Annotated in this window: 16 protein-coding genes; 13 read left to right on the top strand and 3 right to left on the bottom strand. The window is 72.9% G+C overall.

Annotated features, from left to right (window positions below; all coding sequences use genetic code 11):
• Nucleotides 1–163: 163 nt before the first annotated feature.
• The 8 genes from ACGFNI_RS22855 (at nt 164) to ACGFNI_RS22820 (ending at nt 9,889) form a co-directional block, all read left to right on the top strand.
• On the top strand, nt 164–2,347 hold the full coding sequence (locus tag ACGFNI_RS22855; protein ID WP_393686430.1) for a tetratricopeptide repeat protein: 2,184 nt from the start codon (nt 164–166) through the stop codon (nt 2,345–2,347).
• A 166-nt stretch (nt 2,348–2,513) separates the two neighbouring features.
• The gene (gene ald / locus ACGFNI_RS22850; RefSeq protein WP_393686495.1) at nt 2,514–3,629 is read left to right on the top strand and encodes an alanine dehydrogenase; all 1,116 of its coding nucleotides are present in this window, start codon (nt 2,514–2,516) and stop codon (nt 3,627–3,629) included.
• A gap of 487 nt (nt 3,630–4,116) precedes the next feature.
• Nucleotides 4,117–5,133 (top strand): ParA family protein, encoded by a 1,017-nt coding sequence (locus ACGFNI_RS22845; protein WP_393686428.1) that lies wholly within the window; start codon nt 4,117–4,119, stop codon nt 5,131–5,133.
• Nucleotides 5,118–5,711, top strand: coding sequence for a hypothetical protein (locus ACGFNI_RS22840; RefSeq protein ID WP_393686426.1), 594 nt, complete (start codon nt 5,118–5,120; stop codon nt 5,709–5,711). Before ACGFNI_RS22845 ends, ACGFNI_RS22840 begins: the two co-directional genes overlap by 16 nt.
• 205 nt (nt 5,712–5,916) lie before the next feature.
• The gene (locus ACGFNI_RS22835) at nt 5,917–6,930 is read left to right on the top strand and encodes a segregation and condensation protein A (RefSeq protein WP_393686425.1); all 1,014 of its coding nucleotides are present in this window, start codon (nt 5,917–5,919) and stop codon (nt 6,928–6,930) included.
• Between the two features lie 23 nt (nt 6,931–6,953).
• Complete coding sequence (gene scpB / locus ACGFNI_RS22830; protein WP_393686494.1) at nt 6,954–7,613, top strand: SMC-Scp complex subunit ScpB; 660 nt, start codon at nt 6,954–6,956, stop codon at nt 7,611–7,613.
• Nucleotides 7,613–8,794: a pseudouridine synthase gene (locus ACGFNI_RS22825; protein WP_393686423.1), complete on the top strand. Its 1,182-nt coding sequence runs from the start codon at nt 7,613–7,615 to the stop codon at nt 8,792–8,794. Before scpB ends, ACGFNI_RS22825 begins: the two co-directional genes overlap by 1 nt.
• Before the next feature lie 90 nt (nt 8,795–8,884).
• Nucleotides 8,885–9,889, top strand: coding sequence for an ADP-ribosylglycohydrolase family protein (locus ACGFNI_RS22820; RefSeq protein WP_393686421.1), 1,005 nt, complete (start codon nt 8,885–8,887; stop codon nt 9,887–9,889).
• 30 nt (nt 9,890–9,919) lie between these two features.
• On the opposite strand, the gene ACGFNI_RS22815 is transcribed toward ACGFNI_RS22820, so the two are convergent.
• Entirely contained in the window at nt 9,920–10,624 is a 705-nt protein-coding gene (locus ACGFNI_RS22815; RefSeq protein ID WP_393686419.1) for a DNA polymerase beta superfamily protein, read from the bottom strand.
• A 165-nt stretch (nt 10,625–10,789) separates the two neighbouring features.
• On the opposite strand from ACGFNI_RS22815, the gene ACGFNI_RS22810 reads away from it, so the two are divergent.
• From ACGFNI_RS22810 to der, 5 genes are all read left to right on the top strand, one after another.
• Nucleotides 10,790–10,915 (top strand): hypothetical protein, encoded by a 126-nt coding sequence (locus tag ACGFNI_RS22810; protein ID WP_393686417.1) that lies wholly within the window; start codon nt 10,790–10,792, stop codon nt 10,913–10,915.
• Nucleotides 10,912–11,997 (top strand): prephenate dehydrogenase, encoded by a 1,086-nt coding sequence (locus tag ACGFNI_RS22805; RefSeq protein ID WP_393686415.1) that lies wholly within the window; start codon nt 10,912–10,914, stop codon nt 11,995–11,997. The genes ACGFNI_RS22810 and ACGFNI_RS22805 overlap by 4 nt, the downstream gene beginning before the upstream one ends.
• 98 nt (nt 11,998–12,095) lie before the next feature.
• Nucleotides 12,096–12,818: a (d)CMP kinase gene (gene cmk / locus ACGFNI_RS22800; protein WP_393686414.1), complete on the top strand. Its 723-nt coding sequence runs from the start codon at nt 12,096–12,098 to the stop codon at nt 12,816–12,818.
• A 107-nt stretch (nt 12,819–12,925) separates the two neighbouring features.
• On the top strand, nt 12,926–13,513 hold the full coding sequence (locus ACGFNI_RS22795; RefSeq protein ID WP_393686493.1) for a lysophospholipid acyltransferase family protein: 588 nt from the start codon (nt 12,926–12,928) through the stop codon (nt 13,511–13,513).
• A 93-nt stretch (nt 13,514–13,606) separates the two neighbouring features.
• A complete protein-coding gene (gene der, locus ACGFNI_RS22790; protein ID WP_393686412.1) occupies nt 13,607–15,070 on the top strand; it encodes a ribosome biogenesis GTPase Der in 1,464 nt (487 codons plus the stop codon).
• Nucleotides 15,071–15,142: 72 nt separating this feature from the next.
• Here der and ACGFNI_RS22785 read toward each other — a convergent pair whose 3' ends face one another.
• Together ACGFNI_RS22785 and ACGFNI_RS22780 are read right to left on the bottom strand one after the other, a co-directional pair.
• Entirely contained in the window at nt 15,143–15,424 is a 282-nt protein-coding gene (locus ACGFNI_RS22785; RefSeq protein ID WP_393686410.1) for a hypothetical protein, read from the bottom strand.
• A 169-nt stretch (nt 15,425–15,593) separates the two neighbouring features.
• Nucleotides 15,594–16,391 carry a hypothetical protein gene (locus tag ACGFNI_RS22780; RefSeq protein WP_393686408.1) on the bottom strand — a complete coding sequence of 266 codons (798 nt, stop codon included), beginning with the start codon at nt 16,389–16,391 and terminating at the stop codon, nt 15,594–15,596.
• Nucleotides 16,392–16,432: the final 41 nt, after the last annotated feature.

The following is a 16,432-nucleotide window of genomic DNA, read 5'->3' as shown; positions in this document are numbered from 1 at the left end:
CACCGGCCGCCGTTCCGTACCGGTCGGATGATCCGCCGATCCGATCGAGTGACCCAACCGCCCTGCTCCGCACGGGGCATGACGGGTCGTGAACTACGCTCGGCAGCGTTCCCGTCCGCGACCGCGGCGGGCTCGTATGCGCAGGTGGACGGGAGAGTGGCCCGTGACGGATCAGGCGGTGGGCGGAGGGCACCTCCCGCCGGGGGCGGCGGGGCGGCCCGCCACGGCGGCGGACACCCGGCAGGTGCCGGAGGGCCGCCGCAGAGACGGCACGGCGGCCGGCCGCCCCGGCCGTTCTGCCGCCGCTCAGCCCGCCACCGCCGTCCCCGCGGGGACCGTCCCGCCGCCGTTCACCGGCCGCACTCGCGAGCTGAAGGCGCTGCGCGCCGACATCGCCCGCGCCGGGCTCGACACCCTCTCGGGACGCAAGGGCGCCCGCAGCCGCGTCCTGCTGATCGCCGGCCGCCCCGGCTCCGGCCGCACCCGGCTCGCCGTCGAGCTGCTGCGCCACCTCGCCGACGAGTACCCCGACGGCGTGCTGCGGGCCGGGCTGACCGGTCCCGGCGGCGCCCCGGTGCCCACCGGCCGGGTCGCCCGCGGCCTGCTCGCCGCGCTCGGCGCCACCGCCCCGCCGGGAGCGGGTGACGACGAGCTGACCGAGGCGCTGCGCGGGGCGCTCGCCACCCGGCGTGCCGTGCTGTTCCTGGACGACGCCCCCGGCGCCGAGCAGGTCGAGCCGCTGCTCCCTGACGCGCCCCACTGCCTGGTCCTGGTGGTCTCCCAGGGGCCGCTCACCGGGATCTCCGACGTACGGCCGTGCACGCTCGGCGGTCTGGAGAGCGCGGCGTCCGTCGCGATCATCGGCGGGTTCACCGGGCCGACCCGGATCACCGTCGACCCGCGGACGGCCGAAGCGGTCGCCGAGGAGTGCGGTGGCCAGCCCGCGGCCCTGGTCCTGGCGGGCGGCTGGCTCGGCGCCCGCCCCAAGTCGTCCATCTCCGACCTGCGCAACGCGCTGCGGGCCGTGCCGGTCCCCGCCGACCTGCCATCCGGCGACCACCCGCTGCACCGCGCCTTCCACCTCGCCCACGGGGCGCTGGCGCCGACCGCGGCCCGGATGCTGCGGCTGCTCACCCTGGCCCCCGCCGGGCTGGTGGACGCGCACACCGCATCCGCGCTGGCCGGCTGCTCGGTCGCGGTCGCCGCCAGGACCTTGCAGGACGTCGCCGCGCTGGGCCTGCTGCACCCGGTGCCGGGCGAGCCCACGGGCGCGGCGGAGCGGGACGCGGCCGAGGGCGTGGCCGAGGCGGCGCTGCACCCGCAGTACCGGCTGCCCGGCTGCCTGGCACCCGCGGCCTTCGCGCTGCTCCAGGAACACGAGCGGCCTGCCGACATCCAGCTGGCCCGCGCGCGGATGCTGGAGCGGACCGTCCGGCTGCTCCAGTCCTGCCGGGCGATGGGGGAGCCCGCGGGTTCCCCGGCCAGGCAGCGGACGGCTGGGCTGCCGCGGTCGCTGCGTTTCCCCTCGCGGCAGGCCGCGGCCGACTGGCTGCACAGCCGTCGCGCGGCCCTGCTGGACGCGGCGCGGATCGCGGTGGCCGACGGTGAACTGGACACGCTCGACCGGCGGTTGATGGCCGCGCTGGTCCGCACACTGATGACGCACGAGGGCGCGCAGGCGGCGGCGCCGGCCCTCTACTCCCTGCACGGACTGGTCCTGGAGGTCGCCGAACGGCGGGGCCTGACACGGGAGAAGGCCGCGGCGCTGCTCAACCTCGCTGATCTGGACGGCCAGTCGGGCCGTACGCAGGACGCGCTCGCCCGGTACCGCGGCGCGCTGGAGGCCGCCCGTTCGGTGCAGGACCCGGTGGCCACCGGCCGCGCGCTGGAATCGCTGGGCGGTACGTACGCCGAGCTGGGCGACTGGCAGCGGGCGGCCGACTGGTACGGGCGTGCCCTGGAACTGCGGCTGAGCCGCGGGGAGAGCGCCGACGCGGCGCGGCTGCACGGCCGGATCGGCGGTGCGCACACCTATGCGGGGCGCTGGGGCGAGGCGCTCAAGGAGTGGCGGGCGGCGGCCGGCACCTATCGCAGGCTCGGGGACGTGGCCGGCCAGGCGCGGGCGGCGGGGGAGGTGGCGCGGGTGCAGGAGTACGCGGGACGGCCTGAGGAGGCGCTGCGCACCTGCCTCGACGCCCTGCACACCGCCCGCGGCGCGGGGGACGGACGCCTGGAGGCGGCGCTCCAGCTGCGGATTGCGGACACCCTCGACCGGCTCGGTGATCCAGCGGGGGCGCGGCTGCACCGGGCCGTCGGAGAACAGCTCACTCAGGATCACCCCGAGTGACCTACGAAATCGGTGGTGCTTCCAGAAACAAATAATGCTTTGCAAGGCTAGACAACGAGAGATCCTTCAATAAACTGGATGAGCCGCGTCCGCCGCGGTCAGCTCCGTCATGTGTCACATGAGGGATGAATCCCCTGCAAGCACTCATTCAAGGACCGTGATCGACGTGAAGGTCGGCATCCCCCGCGAGGTCAAGAACAACGAGTTCCGGGTGGCGATCACGCCCGCCGGTGTGCACGAACTGGTCCGCCACGGCCACCAGGTCTTCGTCGAGAAGGACGCCGGTCTCGGCTCCTCCATCACCAACGAGGAGTACGTCTCCGCCGGTGCGGGCATCCTCGGCACCGCCGACGAGGTCTGGGACACCGCCGACCTGCTCCTGAAGGTCAAGGAGCCGATCGCGGAGGAGTACCACCGCCTGCGCAAGGACCAGACCCTCTTCACGTACCTGCACCTGGCGGCCTCCCGCGAGTGCACGGACGCGCTGCTGGAGTCCGGCACCACCGCCATCGCCTACGAGACCGTCGAGACGGCCGGCCGCCAGCTGCCGCTGCTCGCCCCGATGTCCGAGGTCGCGGGCCGCATCGCGCCCCAGGTCGGCGCGTACCACCTGATGCGCCAGGCCGGTGGCCGTGGCGTGCTGCCCGGCGGCGTCCCCGGTGTCGCGGCGGGCCGGGCCGTGATCATCGGCGGTGGCGTCTCCGGCTGGAACGCCGTGCAGATCGCCGTGGGCCTCGGCTTCCACGTCACGCTGCTCGACAAGGACATCAACAAGCTCCGCGAGGCCGACAAGATCTTCGGCACCAAGGTGCAGACGATCGTCTCCAACGCCTTCGAGCTGGAGAAGGCCGTCATCGAGGCCGACCTCGTCGTCGGCGCGGTCCTGATCCCCGGCGCCAAGGCCCCCAAGCTCGTCACCAACGAGCTGGTCGCCAAGATGAAGCCCGGAAGTGTCCTTGTCGACATCGCGATCGACCAGGGCGGCTGCTTCGAGGACTCGCACGCCACCACGCACGCCGAGCCGACCTTCCCGGTCCACAACTCGGTCTTCTACTGCGTCGCCAACATGCCCGGCGCGGTGCCCAACACCTCCACCCACGCGCTGACCAACGCGACGCTGCCCTACATCGTCTCGCTGGCCAACAACGGCTGGGTCGAGGCGCTGCGCCGTGACCCGGCGCTGGCCAAGGGCCTCAACACGCACGACGGCAAGGTCGTCTACCGCGAGGTCGCCGAGGCGCACGGCCTGGAGGCCGTGGAGCTGCGCACGCTCCTGGGCTGAGCGTCAACGACGCGTGTCAACGCAGCACATCCGGCCGGGCCTTGTCGACAGGGCCCGGCCGGTCGCTTGTGCGACACGCCGGAAGCGCGGCGCCGGCGCACCGGCGCTCAACTCGCGTTGAACGTAACCCTTTAACCGATTCGCGCACCCCCGAAACCTTGTGTGCACACCGCTTGCACCCTTGACATCGGGGGGTTCGATAGCCGACACATCGTGCCGGGTCCGGTGGATTGTGTTGCTGCGGACGCCCGACACGCCATAGAGTCGCCAACCGTCGGCATGGTGTCACGCTGACCTATCGATAAGTTTCCTGGTCACATCCAAGGAGGTAAGACGACTTGTGAATGAGTCGACATTTACTCCCGGAGGTGCTCAGCCAGGAGCGGTTGCACGGGGCCAGGCCCCCTCGGGGCACGAGGCTGTCGGCTCCGTAGCGGTCCACGCTTCCGCAGCCCGCCAGAGCACGACCACGACAGCCCACCAGAGCATGGACGGCCATCACGTGAACGCCATGGCCGGCGACCGGGGCAGTGGAGAACCCGCCCGTATCGCCGACTACGACGACCTGCCCAAGGGGCATTTCTACGATCCGGACGCGGAGTACGAGCCGGACCCCGAGTACGCGGCGACGCTCGCTCCTGACGCTGCCCGCCAGCGCCGCGAGCGGGTCGGCCCGACCGGGCGTCCGCTGCCGTACTTCCCGATTCCGGGACCGTTGTCGGAGCACGGGCCCGCCAAGATCATCGCGATGTGCAACCAGAAGGGCGGGGTCGGCAAGACGACCTCGACCATCAACCTGGGCGCCGCACTCGCCGAGTACGGCCGCCGGGTGCTGCTCGTCGACTTCGACCCGCAGGGCGCCCTGTCGGTCGGCCTCGGTGTCAACCCGATGGAGCTGGACCTGACGGTCTACAACCTGCTCATGGAGCGGGGCATGTCGGCCGACGAGGTGCTGCTCAAGACCGCGGTCCCCAACATGGACCTGCTGCCCAGCAATATCGATTTGTCTGCGGCAGAGGTGCAGTTGGTCAGCGAGGTCGCGCGTGAGTCCACGCTCCAGCGGGCGCTCAAGCCGCTGCTCGCCGACTACGACTACATCGTCATCGACTGCCAGCCCTCGCTGGGCCTGCTCACGGTCAACGCCCTGACGGCGGCTCACAAGGTCATCGTGCCGCTGGAGTGCGAGTTCTTCGCGCTGCGCGGTGTCGCGCTGCTCACCGAGACGATCGAGAAGGTCCAGGAGCGGCTCAACCCCGAGCTGGAACTGGACGGCATCCTGGCGACGATGTACGACTCCCGCACCGTGCACAGTCGCGAGGTCCTGGCGCGCGTCGTGGAAGCCTTCGACGAGCACGTCTACCACACCGTCATCGGCCGTACGGTCCGCTTCCCCGAGACCACCGTCGCGGGCGAGCCGATCACCACGTACGCGTCCAACTCCGTGGGTGCCGCCGCCTATCGCCAGCTCGCCAGGGAGGTGCTCGCCCGGTGTCACGCCGAGTGAGTCTGCCCGGAGCCGACGAACTGTTCCGTACCACCGGGGGCACGGGTCTGCAGTCCTCCTCGCCCCGCCGCCCGGCGAACGGCTCCACCGCGGGCGGCGAGGCCCCCCGCGTGCCGTCCCCGGCAGGCGAGGCCGACCCGGTGGCGGAAGCGCCCCGTGCGGCCCCACGGGGTGGCACGGACGCGGGTGACGGCACAGCGGGCACGGCACGCACGGCGGCCCCGGCCGAGCACAACGGACGCGAGACGGGCCAGGAAGGCGCCCAGGGCCACCGCAGGCAGGAAGGCCAGGCGGCGGCCGGGCAGGACGCGGCCGGCGGGCAGGGCCGCAGGCGCGGCGGCGGTCGCGGCGCCAACCGGCGCCCCAGCGGCCGGGAACGGCACGACGAGAAGATCACCGTCTATGTCTCCGCCGAGGAGCTCATGGACCTCGAACACGCCCGCCTGGTGCTGCGCGGTGAGCACGGCCTGGCCGTCGACCGCGGCCGGATCGTCCGCGAGGCGGTCGCCGTCGTCCTCGCCGACCTGGAGTCGCGCGGCGACGCCAGCATCCTGGTGCGGCGGCTGCGCGGACGCTAGAAAGCGCCGGTGACATCCGTCATCGAAAGGCCGCCGCGCAGGCGGCCAGGAACGCAGGAGCGGCGCGGCCGATGCCCGTCGGGGCCCGGCCGCGCGGCGCGTTCCGGAGGGCCGGGGCCGACGGGATAGCCTCGTTTTCCCGGGCCCTACGCCCGTCACCAGCCCCGCCGTCTCCGGTGCGGGAACACGCAGCACATGGACCACGATGCCGACGCCCCACCACGACACCCTCTCCCCGCGTGCCCCGCGCCGTCCCCTCGGCCGGAGGCCGGACGCCGGGCAGGCAGGGGAGCCGCCGGCGGACCCAGGGAAAGCGGTGCGCGACACCGAGGACGCGGTGGAGGACGCCGGCGCCGCCGATGCCCCGGCACCGGCAGGTGACGGCAGGTTCACCGTCCGGCTTGACAACTTCGAGGGCCCCTTCGACCTGCTCCTCCAGCTGATCTCCAAGCACAAGCTGGACGTCACGGAAGTCGCCCTCTCCCAGGTGACGGACGAATTCATGGCGCACATCAGGGCCATGGGAGCGGACTGGGACCTCGACCAGACCACCGAGTTCCTGGTCGTCGCCGCGACGCTGCTGGACCTGAAGGCCGCCCGGCTGCTGCCCGTCGCGAAGGTGGAGGACGAGGCCGATCTGGCGCTTCTCGAAGCCCGCGACCTGCTGTTCGCGCGGCTGCTCCAGTACCGCGCCTACAAGCGGATCGCGGACATCTTCAGCGGCCGGCTGGCCGACGAGGCCCGCCGGTACCCGCGGACCGTCGGCCTGGAACCCGAGCACGCCGAGCTGCTGCCCGAGGTCGCCCTGAGCATCGGCGCCGAGGGATTCGCGAAGCTGGCGGTCAAGGCGATGCAGCCGAAGGCCAGGCCGCAGGTGTACGTCGATCACATCCACGCGCCGCTGGTGAGCGTGCGCGAGCAGGCCGACGTGGTGATGGCGCTGCTGCGGGAGGCGGGCGAGCGCAGCTTCCAGGAACTGGTCGCCGGGGCGCCCGACACCCTCACCGTCGTGGCGCGCTTCCTGGCCCTGCTGGAGCTCTACCGGGAGCGGGTGGTGGCGCTGGACCAGGAGGAGGCCCTGGGGGCCCTCACCGTCCGGTGGACGGGCGCGGCGGACGCCGTCCCGGTGGTGACGGACGAGTTCGACAGGGAACCGGGGCAGCAGGAGCCGCCGGGCGATGCGGAGTCCGACGATGCGGAAGAGGGGGAACGGGCGTGAGCGGGGCCGACGAGGCGTATGACATCGCGGAGCACGCGGACGGTGCCGGTGCGCGGTCCGCTGCGCCGGCGGGGGCGCCGGGCGTCGCCGCGCTGGAGCTGAAGCCGGCGCTGGAGGCCGTCCTGATGGTCGTCGACGAGCCGGCGACCGAGGAACACCTGGCCAGGGTGTTGCAGCGGTCGCGGCGCGCGGTCGCGCTCGCGCTGCGTGAGCTGGCCGACGACTACGCGCGCCAGGGCCGCGGATTCGACCTGCGGCCGGTGGCGGGCGGCTGGCGCTTCTACTCCCGTGCCGCGTACGCGGAAGCGGTCGAGAGCTTCGTCCTGGACGGCCAGACCGCCCGGCTCACCCAGGCCGCATTGGAGACTCTGGCCGTGGTCGCGTACCGTCAGCCGGTCAGCCGTTCCCGGGTTTCGGCCGTTCGCGGGGTGAACTGTGACGGCGTGATGCGCACACTCCTCCAGCGCGGACTCGTGGAGGAGGCGGGGACGGAACCTGAAACAGGTGCGATCCTGTACAGGACGACGAATTACTTTCTGGAGCGGATGGGCCTGCGCGGCCTGGAAGAGCTCCCGCAGCTCGCACCGTTCCTCCCGGAGGCGGATGCGGTCGAGGGCGACTCCCCGGAAGGTATCCCGTCGTTCGACGTAGACGACAGCGGCGACTCTCAGACGGATCATTGATGCGAAGCAGCGGCAGGAACAGCGGAAACCGGAACAACGGGAGCGCGGGCGCCGGCGGCGACCGCCGGCGTTCGGGTACGGGGGGCCGCGACGACCAGAAGCGCGCGGGACGTCCCCGTCCCGAGGAGCGCCGCTACGACGTGGGCGGATCCGGTGGGCAGGGCGGCTCATCGGGCCGCGGCGACGACCGCAAGGGCGCCCCGAAGGGCGGCGACGACCGCGGGGGCGGTGCCCCGAAGAGCGGCGGCAGCCGGGGTGCTGCGGCCCGCGGCGGCGCCAAGGGCGGCCCGCGTACCGGCGCCGCCTCCAAGGGAGCACGTCCCGGCGCCAAGGGCGGACCGCAGCGCGGTCGCGGCCAGGGGCCGTCGCGGCCCCGTGAGCTGGACGCCAAGATCGAGGAGCGCAACCGCGCCCGCCACAACAAGCCGCAGGTCAAGACCCCCAAGACCTTCGGTGAGGAGGAGGGCGAGCGGCTCCAGAAGGTGCTCGCCAGGGCCGGTATGGGCTCGCGGCGTGCCTGCGAGGAGCTGATCGACCAGGCGCGCGTCGAGGTCAACGGCGAGATCGTCATGGAGCAGGGCGTCCGCGTCGACCCGCAGAAGGACGAGATCAAGGTCGACGGCCTGACGGTCGCCACCCAGTCGTACCTCTTCTTCGCGCTGAACAAGCCGGCCGGCGTCGTCTCCACCATGGAGGACCCGGACGGCCGCCAGTGCCTGGGCGACTACGTCACCAACCGCGAGACGCGGCTCTTCCACGTCGGCCGTCTCGACACCGAGACCGAGGGCATCATCCTGCTCACCAACCACGGCGAGCTGGCCCACCGGCTGACCCACCCGCGCTACGGCGTCAAGAAGACCTACCTCGCCGCGATCCAGGGCCCGCTCCCGCGTGACCTGGGCAAGCAGCTCAAGGACGGCATCCAACTGGAGGACGGCTACGCCCGCGCCGACCACTTCCGCGTGGTGGAGAACACCGGCAAGAACTACCTCGTCGAGGTGACACTCCACGAAGGCAGGAAGCACATCGTGCGCCGGATGCTCGCGGAGGCCGGGTTCCCGGTCGAGCGGCTGGTCCGTACGAGCTTCGGGCCGATCGCGCTGGGTGACCAGAAGTCCGGCTGGCTGCGCCGGATGACCAACACCGAGGTCGGCATGCTGATGCGCGAGGTCGAGCTGTAAGCGGCCGAACCTCTGACCCCGGCAGGTGACGGCTTGCCGGGAAAGATCACCACCCCTTATTGTCACGATGACGATTAAGGGGTGGTTTTCATGGGGACCGCAGCAACCGGCGCGCTGATCGGGCTCGCCCTCGGGGACGCACTCGGCTATCCCACCGAATTCGACGGCGTCCCGTCGATCCTGGCGCGGTACGGGCCGTGGCGGCACCTGGCGCTGCCCGACCCCGCGCAGGTCAGCGACGACACCCAGATGACGCTGGCCCTGGGCCGCGGGCTGCGCACCGCCACGGAACGCGGACCGCTCACCGCACAGACCCTGGAGCGCCCGCTCCGCGAGGAGTACGTCGCCTGGTGGCGCTCACCCGACAACAACCGGGCGCCTGGCACCACCTGCCTCACCGCCTGCCAGCTGCTGAGCGCGGCGGAGCGGCCCTGGGCTCAGGCCAGCAGGACCGGATCCAAGGGCTGCGGCGCCAACATGCGGGTCGCGCCGATCGGTCTGGCACCCGGACTGAGCCCGCAGCAGCGGGCCGGCGCGGCGCAGCTCCAGGCCGCCCTGACCCACGGCCACCCGACCGCGCTCGCCGCCAGCGAACTGACCGCGTACGCCGTGCAGCTCCTGGCCGAAGGCGCCAGGCCCGCCGAACTGACCGGACTGCTGCGCGGGTACGCACGCGACCGGCGCACCGGCTACCCGGACGACTGGCTCGGTGACCTGTGGCGGCACGCCCAGGACCCGTCCCCCACGGCGTTCGCCGCCCGCGGCTGGGACGAGTGCACCGGCGTACTCGACCGGCTGGACGCGGCCCTGCGGGCGCCGGACGCGGAGACCGACCCCTGCCTGGCCACCGGCGCGGGCTGGATCGCCGAAGAGGCGCTCGCCACCGGACTGCTGTGCTTCCTGCTCTTCCCCGACGAACCGCTCACCGCGCTGCGCCGGGCCGCCTGCACCTCGGGCGACTCCGACTCGATCGCCTGCCTCACCGGGGCGTTCGCGGGTGCCCATCTGGGCGCCGGAGCCTGGCCCGCGGAGTGGGCGGGCCGCATCGAGTACCGCGCCGACCTGCTCGCGCTGGGCGCGGCCTGGGACGGGTGAGGTCCGTGCGGCGGGGCCGCGCCGCCCCGCTCACCGGGCACCGGGCAGCGCCGCCCGCCGGGCCCTGACCAGGAAGTCCTCCACCCGGGCCCGGTCCGGCTCGGCGGGCAGCGGGGAGCCGGACACCGCCGCCTTCGCCTCCTCGGTCAGCGTCGTCATCCGTCGCGTCACCTCGTCCCAGGACAGCTCGCCGCGCCGGACCGCCAGCAGCTGCGCGCGGGCCTGCCCGGCATCCGTCGCAAGGACGCCGCTGCGCAGGGTGTCGCGGCAGCAGACCAGGACCCGCAGCAGATGCATGGCGTGCTTCCAGCGGGGCGCGCCCTCCCGGCGGACGTCCGCCTGCACCTTCGTGAACTGCGAGGCGGCGAACCCGGTGAAGGTGCGGTGGAGCTGCCGGGACAGGAAGGCGCCGCGCAGGGCGAGCAGTTCGCGTCCGGTGGCGTCGATCCGTTCCACCAGCGGCGAGTGAAGGCACTCCAGCACGTTCGGGTCGGAGCGCAGCCCCAGCGCGCAGAACCGCTCCAGTTCCCAGGAGAACTCCTCGTCGCGCGGGCCCGTCACATGGGACGGCGGCTTCTCGAAGCGCCAGAACAGCTCGGTGGGCGGGAGGTACACCCCGCGCCGGTCGGTGTCGCTGCCTTCGACGGCGAGACCGAAGGCGCGCGAGCCGACCACGCAGGAGTGGACGGTGTGCCCGGCGACAAGGGCGTGACCTGCGGCATCGGAGGGTGGCATGGCGCAGAGTGTGGCCGCGGGGCGGGGCGGCTGTCACCCGGATTCCGCGCCGCGGGCGGCCGTACGTCCCGGTGGGCGGTCGCCGGGCACGGCTGTCGGTGGGGCTGGATACGCTTGATCGGCGTGCAGAGGCGCGCGGGCAGGTGCAACGCAGGGAGCAGGGACGTGAGCGTACGAGCGGTCCGCAGGGCCGTCCAGCCGGACCGGGACGAAGCCGGGCCGGCCAAGGCCCGGATCTCCCCTGTGTACCCCGGCGCCACCGCCGCGCCGCGAAAGGACATCGCCCAGTGAGAACCGCACTCGTCATCGGAACGGGCCTGATCGGCACATCGGCGGCGCTCGCGCTGCACGCCCGCGGGGTGCGGGTCTTCCTGGAGGACCACGACCCCGACCAGGCGCGGACCGCCGCCGCGCTCGGCGCAGGCGTCGCCGAGCCGCCCCCGGGCCCGGTCGACCTGGCGATCGTCGCCGTCCCGCCGGCCCACGTGGCGGCGGCGCTGGCGGACGCGATACGGCGGGGCGCGGCCCGCGCCTACCTCGATGTCGCCAGCGTCAAGGGCGGCCCGCGCCGCCAGCTGGAGGCGCTGGGCTGCGACCTGTCCCGCTACCTCGGCACGCACCCGATGGCGGGCAAGGAGCGCTCCGGGCCGCTCGCGGCCACCGCCGACCTCTTCGAGGGCCGGCCCTGGGTGCTGACCCCGGGACCGGGCGGCGACACCGAGGTGCTCAACCTCGCGCTGGAACTGGTCGCGCTGTGCCGCGCGGTCCCGGTCGTGATGGACGCGGACGCCCACGACCGCGCCGTCGCCCTCGTCTCGCACACCCCGCAGCTGGTCTCCAGCCTCGTCGCCGCCCGCCTGGAGGGTGCCGACGAGACCGCCGTACGGCTGTGCGGCCAGGGTGTCAGGGATGTGACGCGGATCGCGGCCTCCGATCCCCGGATGTGGATCGACATCCTGTCCGCGAACCCGGGGCCGGTCGCCGAGGTGCTGTCCGAGGTGGCGGCCGACCTGGACGGGACCGTACGCGCGCTGCGTGCCCTGGAGGCCGCGGACGAGGAGAAGCGGGCCGACGGCGCCGGTGGCATCGAGGACGTCCTGCGGCGCGGCAACGCCGGGCGGGAGCGGGTGCCCGGCAAGCACGGCGCGGCCCCCGCGGTGTACGAGATCGTCGCCGTGCACATCGGTGACCAGCCGGGCGAGCTGGCCCGGATCTTCGCCGACGCGGGCCGCGCCGGGGTCAACATCGAGGACGTCCGCATCGAGCACGCCACCGGCCAGCAGGCCGGATTCATCCAGCTCATGGTCGAGCCCGCCGCGGCGCCCGTGCTGACCGCGGAGCTGCGCGAGCGGGGCTGGTCCATCCGGCAGTGACACCGTGGAACACGGGGCGCGGGGGAGCCAGTAACCTTGACCACGGCCCGTTCGGCCCAGGACCCCCGCCCCGTGTAACCAGAAAGGTGTTCGTCACCGTGGAAACCGCCGCCCGGACCGCCCCGGCTGCAGTGATTGTCGCCATCGACGGCCCCGCTGGCACGGGCAAGTCCAGCACGTCCAAGGCCGTCGCGGCCAAGCTCGGCCTCGGCTACCTGGACACCGGCGCCCAGTACCGCGCGATCACCTGGTGGATGCTCTCCAACGGCATCGACGTCGACGACGCCGTTGCCGTCGCCGATGCCAGCGCCAAGCCCGTGATCGTCTCCGGCACCGACCCGGCCGCCCCGACCATCTCGGTCGACGGCCTGGACGCGGCGGGCCCGATCCGCACCCAGGAGGTCACCTCCGCGGTCAGCGCGGTCAGCGCCGTCCCCGAGGTGCGCACCCGGATCACCGACCTCCAGCGCTCCATCGCCGCCGAGGCCCCGAACGGCATCGTCGTCGAGGGCCGCGACATCGGCATCACGGTGCTGCCCGACGCCGACCTCAAGGTGTTCCTGACCGCTTCCGCCGAGGCGCGGGCGGCCCGCCGCAGCGGCGAGCTGAAGGGCAAGGAAGCCTCCGACCTGGCGGCCACCCGTGAGGCTCTGATCAAGCGGGACGCCGCCGACTCCTCCCGCAAGACCTCGCCGCTGGCCAAGGCCGACGACGCCGTCGAGGTGGACACCACCGAGCTGACGCTGGAGCAGGTCATCGAGTGCGTGGTGACCCTCATCGAGGGCGCGGGCGCCGAAAAGGCAGGGCGGGTCGTGCGGTGACCGGCAGCGGCAGGGCGCCCGAAGCAGGCGCGGCCCGCCGTCCGCAGCGCAGCCAGGCGCCGAGCCCGGCGGGTGCCGCGGTCGGCCGGCGGATCGGCATCGGCCTGATGTACGGGCTGTGGAAGCCGCGGGTGCTGGGCGCCTGGCGGGTGCCGTCCGCGGGCCCGGTGATCCTCGCGGTCAACCACGCGCACGGCATCGACGGCCCGATGCTGATGGGCACCGCACCCAGGCCGGTGCACTTCCTGGTCAAGAAGGAAGCATTCATCGGCCCGCTGGATCCGTTCCTGCGCGGGATCGGACAGCTGAAGGTCGACCGCACCACCACCGACCGCAAGGCGATCACCGACGCGCTCGGGGTGCTGGAAGGCGGCGGAGTGCTGGGCATCTTCCCCGAGGGCACCCGGGGCGAGGGCGATTTCGCCTCGCTGCGGGCCGGCCTCGCGTACTTCGCCGTGCGCTCCGGCGCGCCGGTCGTCCCGGTGGCGGTGCTCGGCAGTACGGAACGCAGCAGCCGGCTCACCCCGGCGATACCGCCCCTGCGCGGCCGGGTCGATGTCGTCTTCGGTGACGCCTTCGACGCGGGCGACGGATCGGGGCGGCGCACCCGCAAGGCGCTGGACGAGGCGACCGTGCGGATCCAGGAGCGGCTCACCCGTCACCTGGACAAGGCCAGGCGCCTGACCGGGCGCTGACCGACACTTGAGTAGTGGGCCGCGCCGAGCGGCCCACCGATGACGAAGCCACGCGGCGGACGCCGCGCATGAGCAGGACGAGGAACGGACTTCATGAACGACCAGACCCACACCGGCGACGAGCACGGTGCGCTTGGCGACGCCGAGTACGCGGAGTTCATGGAGCTTGCCGCGGAGGAGGGCTTCGACCCCGAGGAGGTCGGGGGGGACATCGCGGCGGCCGGACACGGCCCGCTGCCCGTACTCGCCGTCATCGGCCGCCCCAATGTCGGTAAGTCGACACTGGTGAACCGCATCATCGGCCGCCGCGAGGCGGTCGTCGAGGACAAGCCGGGCGTCACCCGTGACCGGGTCACCTACGAGGCCGACTGGAACGGCCGCCGCTTCAAGGTCGTCGACACCGGCGGCTGGGAGCAGGACGTCCTCGGCATCGACGCGTCCGTCGCCATGCAGGCGGAGTTCGCCATCGAGGCGGCCGACGCCGTGATCTTCGTCGTCGACTCCAAGGTCGGCGCGACCGACACCGACGAAGCCGTCGTCAAGCTGCTGCGCCGGTCGGGCAAGCCCGTCGTCCTGGTGGCCAACAAGGTCGACGGCGCGTCCGGCGAGGCCGACGCCGCGATGCTCTGGTCGCTGGGCCTGGGTGAGCCGTACCCGGTCTCCGCGCTGCACGGCCGGGGCACAGGCGACATGCTCGACGCCGCCCTGGACGCGCTCCCCGAGGCGCCCGCGCAGACCTTCGGCAGCGCGCTCGGCGGGCCCCGCCGCATCGCGCTGATCGGCCGGCCGAACGTCGGCAAGTCGTCGCTGCTGAACAAGGTCGCGGGCGAGGAGCGGGTGGTCGTCAACGAGGTCGCAGGCACCACCCGCGACCCGGTCGACGAGCTGATCGAACTGGGCGGCACGACCTGGAAGTTCGTGGACACCGCCGGCATCCGCCGCCGCGTCCACCTCCAGGAAGGCGCCGACTACTACGCCTCGCTGCGCACCGCAGCCGCCGTCGAGAAGGCCGAGGTCGCCGTCGTCCTCATCGACTCCAGCGAATCCATCAGCGTCCAGGACCAGCGGATCATCACCATGGCGGTGGAGGCCGGGCGCGCCCTGGTCATCGCCTACAACAAGTGGGACACCCTCGACGAGGAGCGCCGCTTCTACCTGGAGCGGGAGATCGAGCGGGACCTCGTGCAGATCCCGTGGGCGATGCGGGTGAACGTCTCGGCGCGCACCGGCCGCCACATGGAGAAGCTGGTCCCGGCGATCGAGACCGCGCTGGCCGGCTGGGAGACCCGGATCCCCACCGGACGGCTGAACGCCTTCCTCGGTGAGATCGTGGCCGCCCACCCGCACCCGATCCGGGGCGGCAAGCAGCCGCGCATCCTCTTCGGTACGCAGGCGGGCACCAAGCCGCCGCGGTTCGTGCTCTTCGCCTCCGGCTTCCTGGAGGCCGGCTACCGCCGCTTCGTCGAGCGCCGGCTGCGCGAGGAGTTCAGCTTCGACGGGACGCCGATCCACATCTCCGTCCGGGTGCGCGAGAAGCGCGGCCAGAAGAAGAAGTAGCGGTATGCCGAACCGGCCGGGGATGTCCCCGGCCGGTTCGGCGTGGTCAGGCCGTCCCGCGCGGCGGCCGGATCAGCGTCCGTGCGGCCTGGCGTCGCGCCGTCCCGGCGGCAGTGCGGGGAGCGCGGCGCGCGGCGTGTACGGCTGGCGGGCGACGACTTCCCAGTTGCCCGGTGTCGCCGTGGTGCGGCCCCAACTCCTGTTGCCGTGCAGCATCTCGGGACCGTCTCCCTCGCCCGACCGGTCGCCGGGCAGCGCCCGGAAGGCCCGGCGGTACTCGGCGTACAGCGCGTCGTAGATCGGTGTGGGCGAGCGGCCTGTGCCGTGTGTCCCGGGGTCCTGCGACGGACGCATTCCGGGAATCTGGTGCGGATAAGGGGCGCGGGATGAGGGGTCATATGCGTGCACGTCTGCACCAACGACCCCGATGGCCGGGGGATGCGGCTTCGGTCCGGAAACGGCTGATCGCGGGGTGTTCCCGCACGGAGTGACGGGAACACCCCGCGATCGGGGTCCGGACGGATCAGGTGCCGGCCAGCGGCATCGCGCCGGCCACCAACTCGCCACGGGCGGCGGCCTTCTCCAGCGCCTGCCGCATCAGATCCTCCCGCGGCTGGTGCCCGATGGCGCCGGACGGCGCGGCGTACATCAGCACCGACTGCGCCTTGGTGGCGGCGGCGCGCCAGCCGTCCGACACGGCCAGCGGCTGGTGCGCCTGCCACCAGGCCGCCTGGCTGCCGGTGTTGCCTGGCTGCAGCACGGCATGGAGCTTGCCCATCGCGAGCAGCGCGGACCAGCCCGGGTTGGGAGCGGGCAGCACGGCCACGTCCGTCACGGGGCGGAAGCCCTGCTCCAGAAGGAGCGGCAGGAAGTCGTCGTCCAGGCTGATCGAACCCGGGCGGGCGATCGGGCCGCTGGGCTCGACGACGAGCGCCGCGCGCAGCTCGCCCTCGACCAGCACGAGTCCGCAGGTGATCCCGAGGGTCGCCTGGCGCTCGCTGGTGGGGATGGGGGTGGCGGGCGGTCCCGGCTGTCCCGGGGCGCCCTCTCCGGTGATGGAGCGCACGGCTCCCTTGAGCTGCTCCTCCGATACCGAGACGACCTGGGAAGGAATGCACGTCGCGTGCGCGAAGGCGAGCACCGCGGTCTCCTCGCCCACGAACAGGACGGTGCTGGTGCGCTCCTGCTCGCTGTCGCCTGGCGTACGGCAAGAGGTGCAGTCATAGCTGCCGGGGGCGTTGCCACCGGCCAGCAGGCGGTCGGCTTCTTCATCGCCGATCTCGGCGCGAACGTCGTCGCTGACCTCGAGCATGCGCGGCACGGGTGGCTCCTCGATCTCTGAGTGGCTGCCGGGGGGTCTCC

Origin of the sequence: Streptomyces sp. NPDC048644 (assembly GCF_043199105.1) — a bacterium.
Classification (GTDB): domain Bacteria; phylum Actinomycetota; class Actinomycetes; order Streptomycetales; family Streptomycetaceae; genus Streptomyces.
Note: the sequence above shows the minus strand (reverse complement) of the source record. Positions and strands in the feature narration are given on the sequence as shown.

What these genes read in the sequence shown, in the direction of transcription:
- ACGFNI_RS22825 (WP_393686423.1), top strand. Translation starts at nt 7,613, where the DNA reads ATGCGAAGCAGCGGCAGGAACAGCGGAAACCGGAACAACGGGAGCGCG.
- ACGFNI_RS22815 (WP_393686419.1), bottom strand. Translation starts at nt 10,624, where the DNA reads ATGCCACCCTCCGATGCCGCAGGTCACGCCCTTGTCGCCGGGCACACC.
- ACGFNI_RS22785 (WP_393686410.1), bottom strand. Translation starts at nt 15,424, where the DNA reads ATGCGTCCGTCGCAGGACCCCGGGACACACGGCACAGGCCGCTCGCCC.
- der (WP_393686412.1), top strand. Translation starts at nt 13,607, where the DNA reads ATGAACGACCAGACCCACACCGGCGACGAGCACGGTGCGCTTGGCGAC.
- ACGFNI_RS22845 (WP_393686428.1), top strand. Translation starts at nt 4,117, where the DNA reads ATGGACGGCCATCACGTGAACGCCATGGCCGGCGACCGGGGCAGTGGA.
- ACGFNI_RS22795 (WP_393686493.1), top strand. Translation starts at nt 12,926, where the DNA reads ATGTACGGGCTGTGGAAGCCGCGGGTGCTGGGCGCCTGGCGGGTGCCG.
- ACGFNI_RS22835 (WP_393686425.1), top strand. Translation starts at nt 5,917, where the DNA reads ATGCCGACGCCCCACCACGACACCCTCTCCCCGCGTGCCCCGCGCCGT.
- ACGFNI_RS22820 (WP_393686421.1), top strand. Translation starts at nt 8,885, where the DNA reads ATGGGGACCGCAGCAACCGGCGCGCTGATCGGGCTCGCCCTCGGGGAC.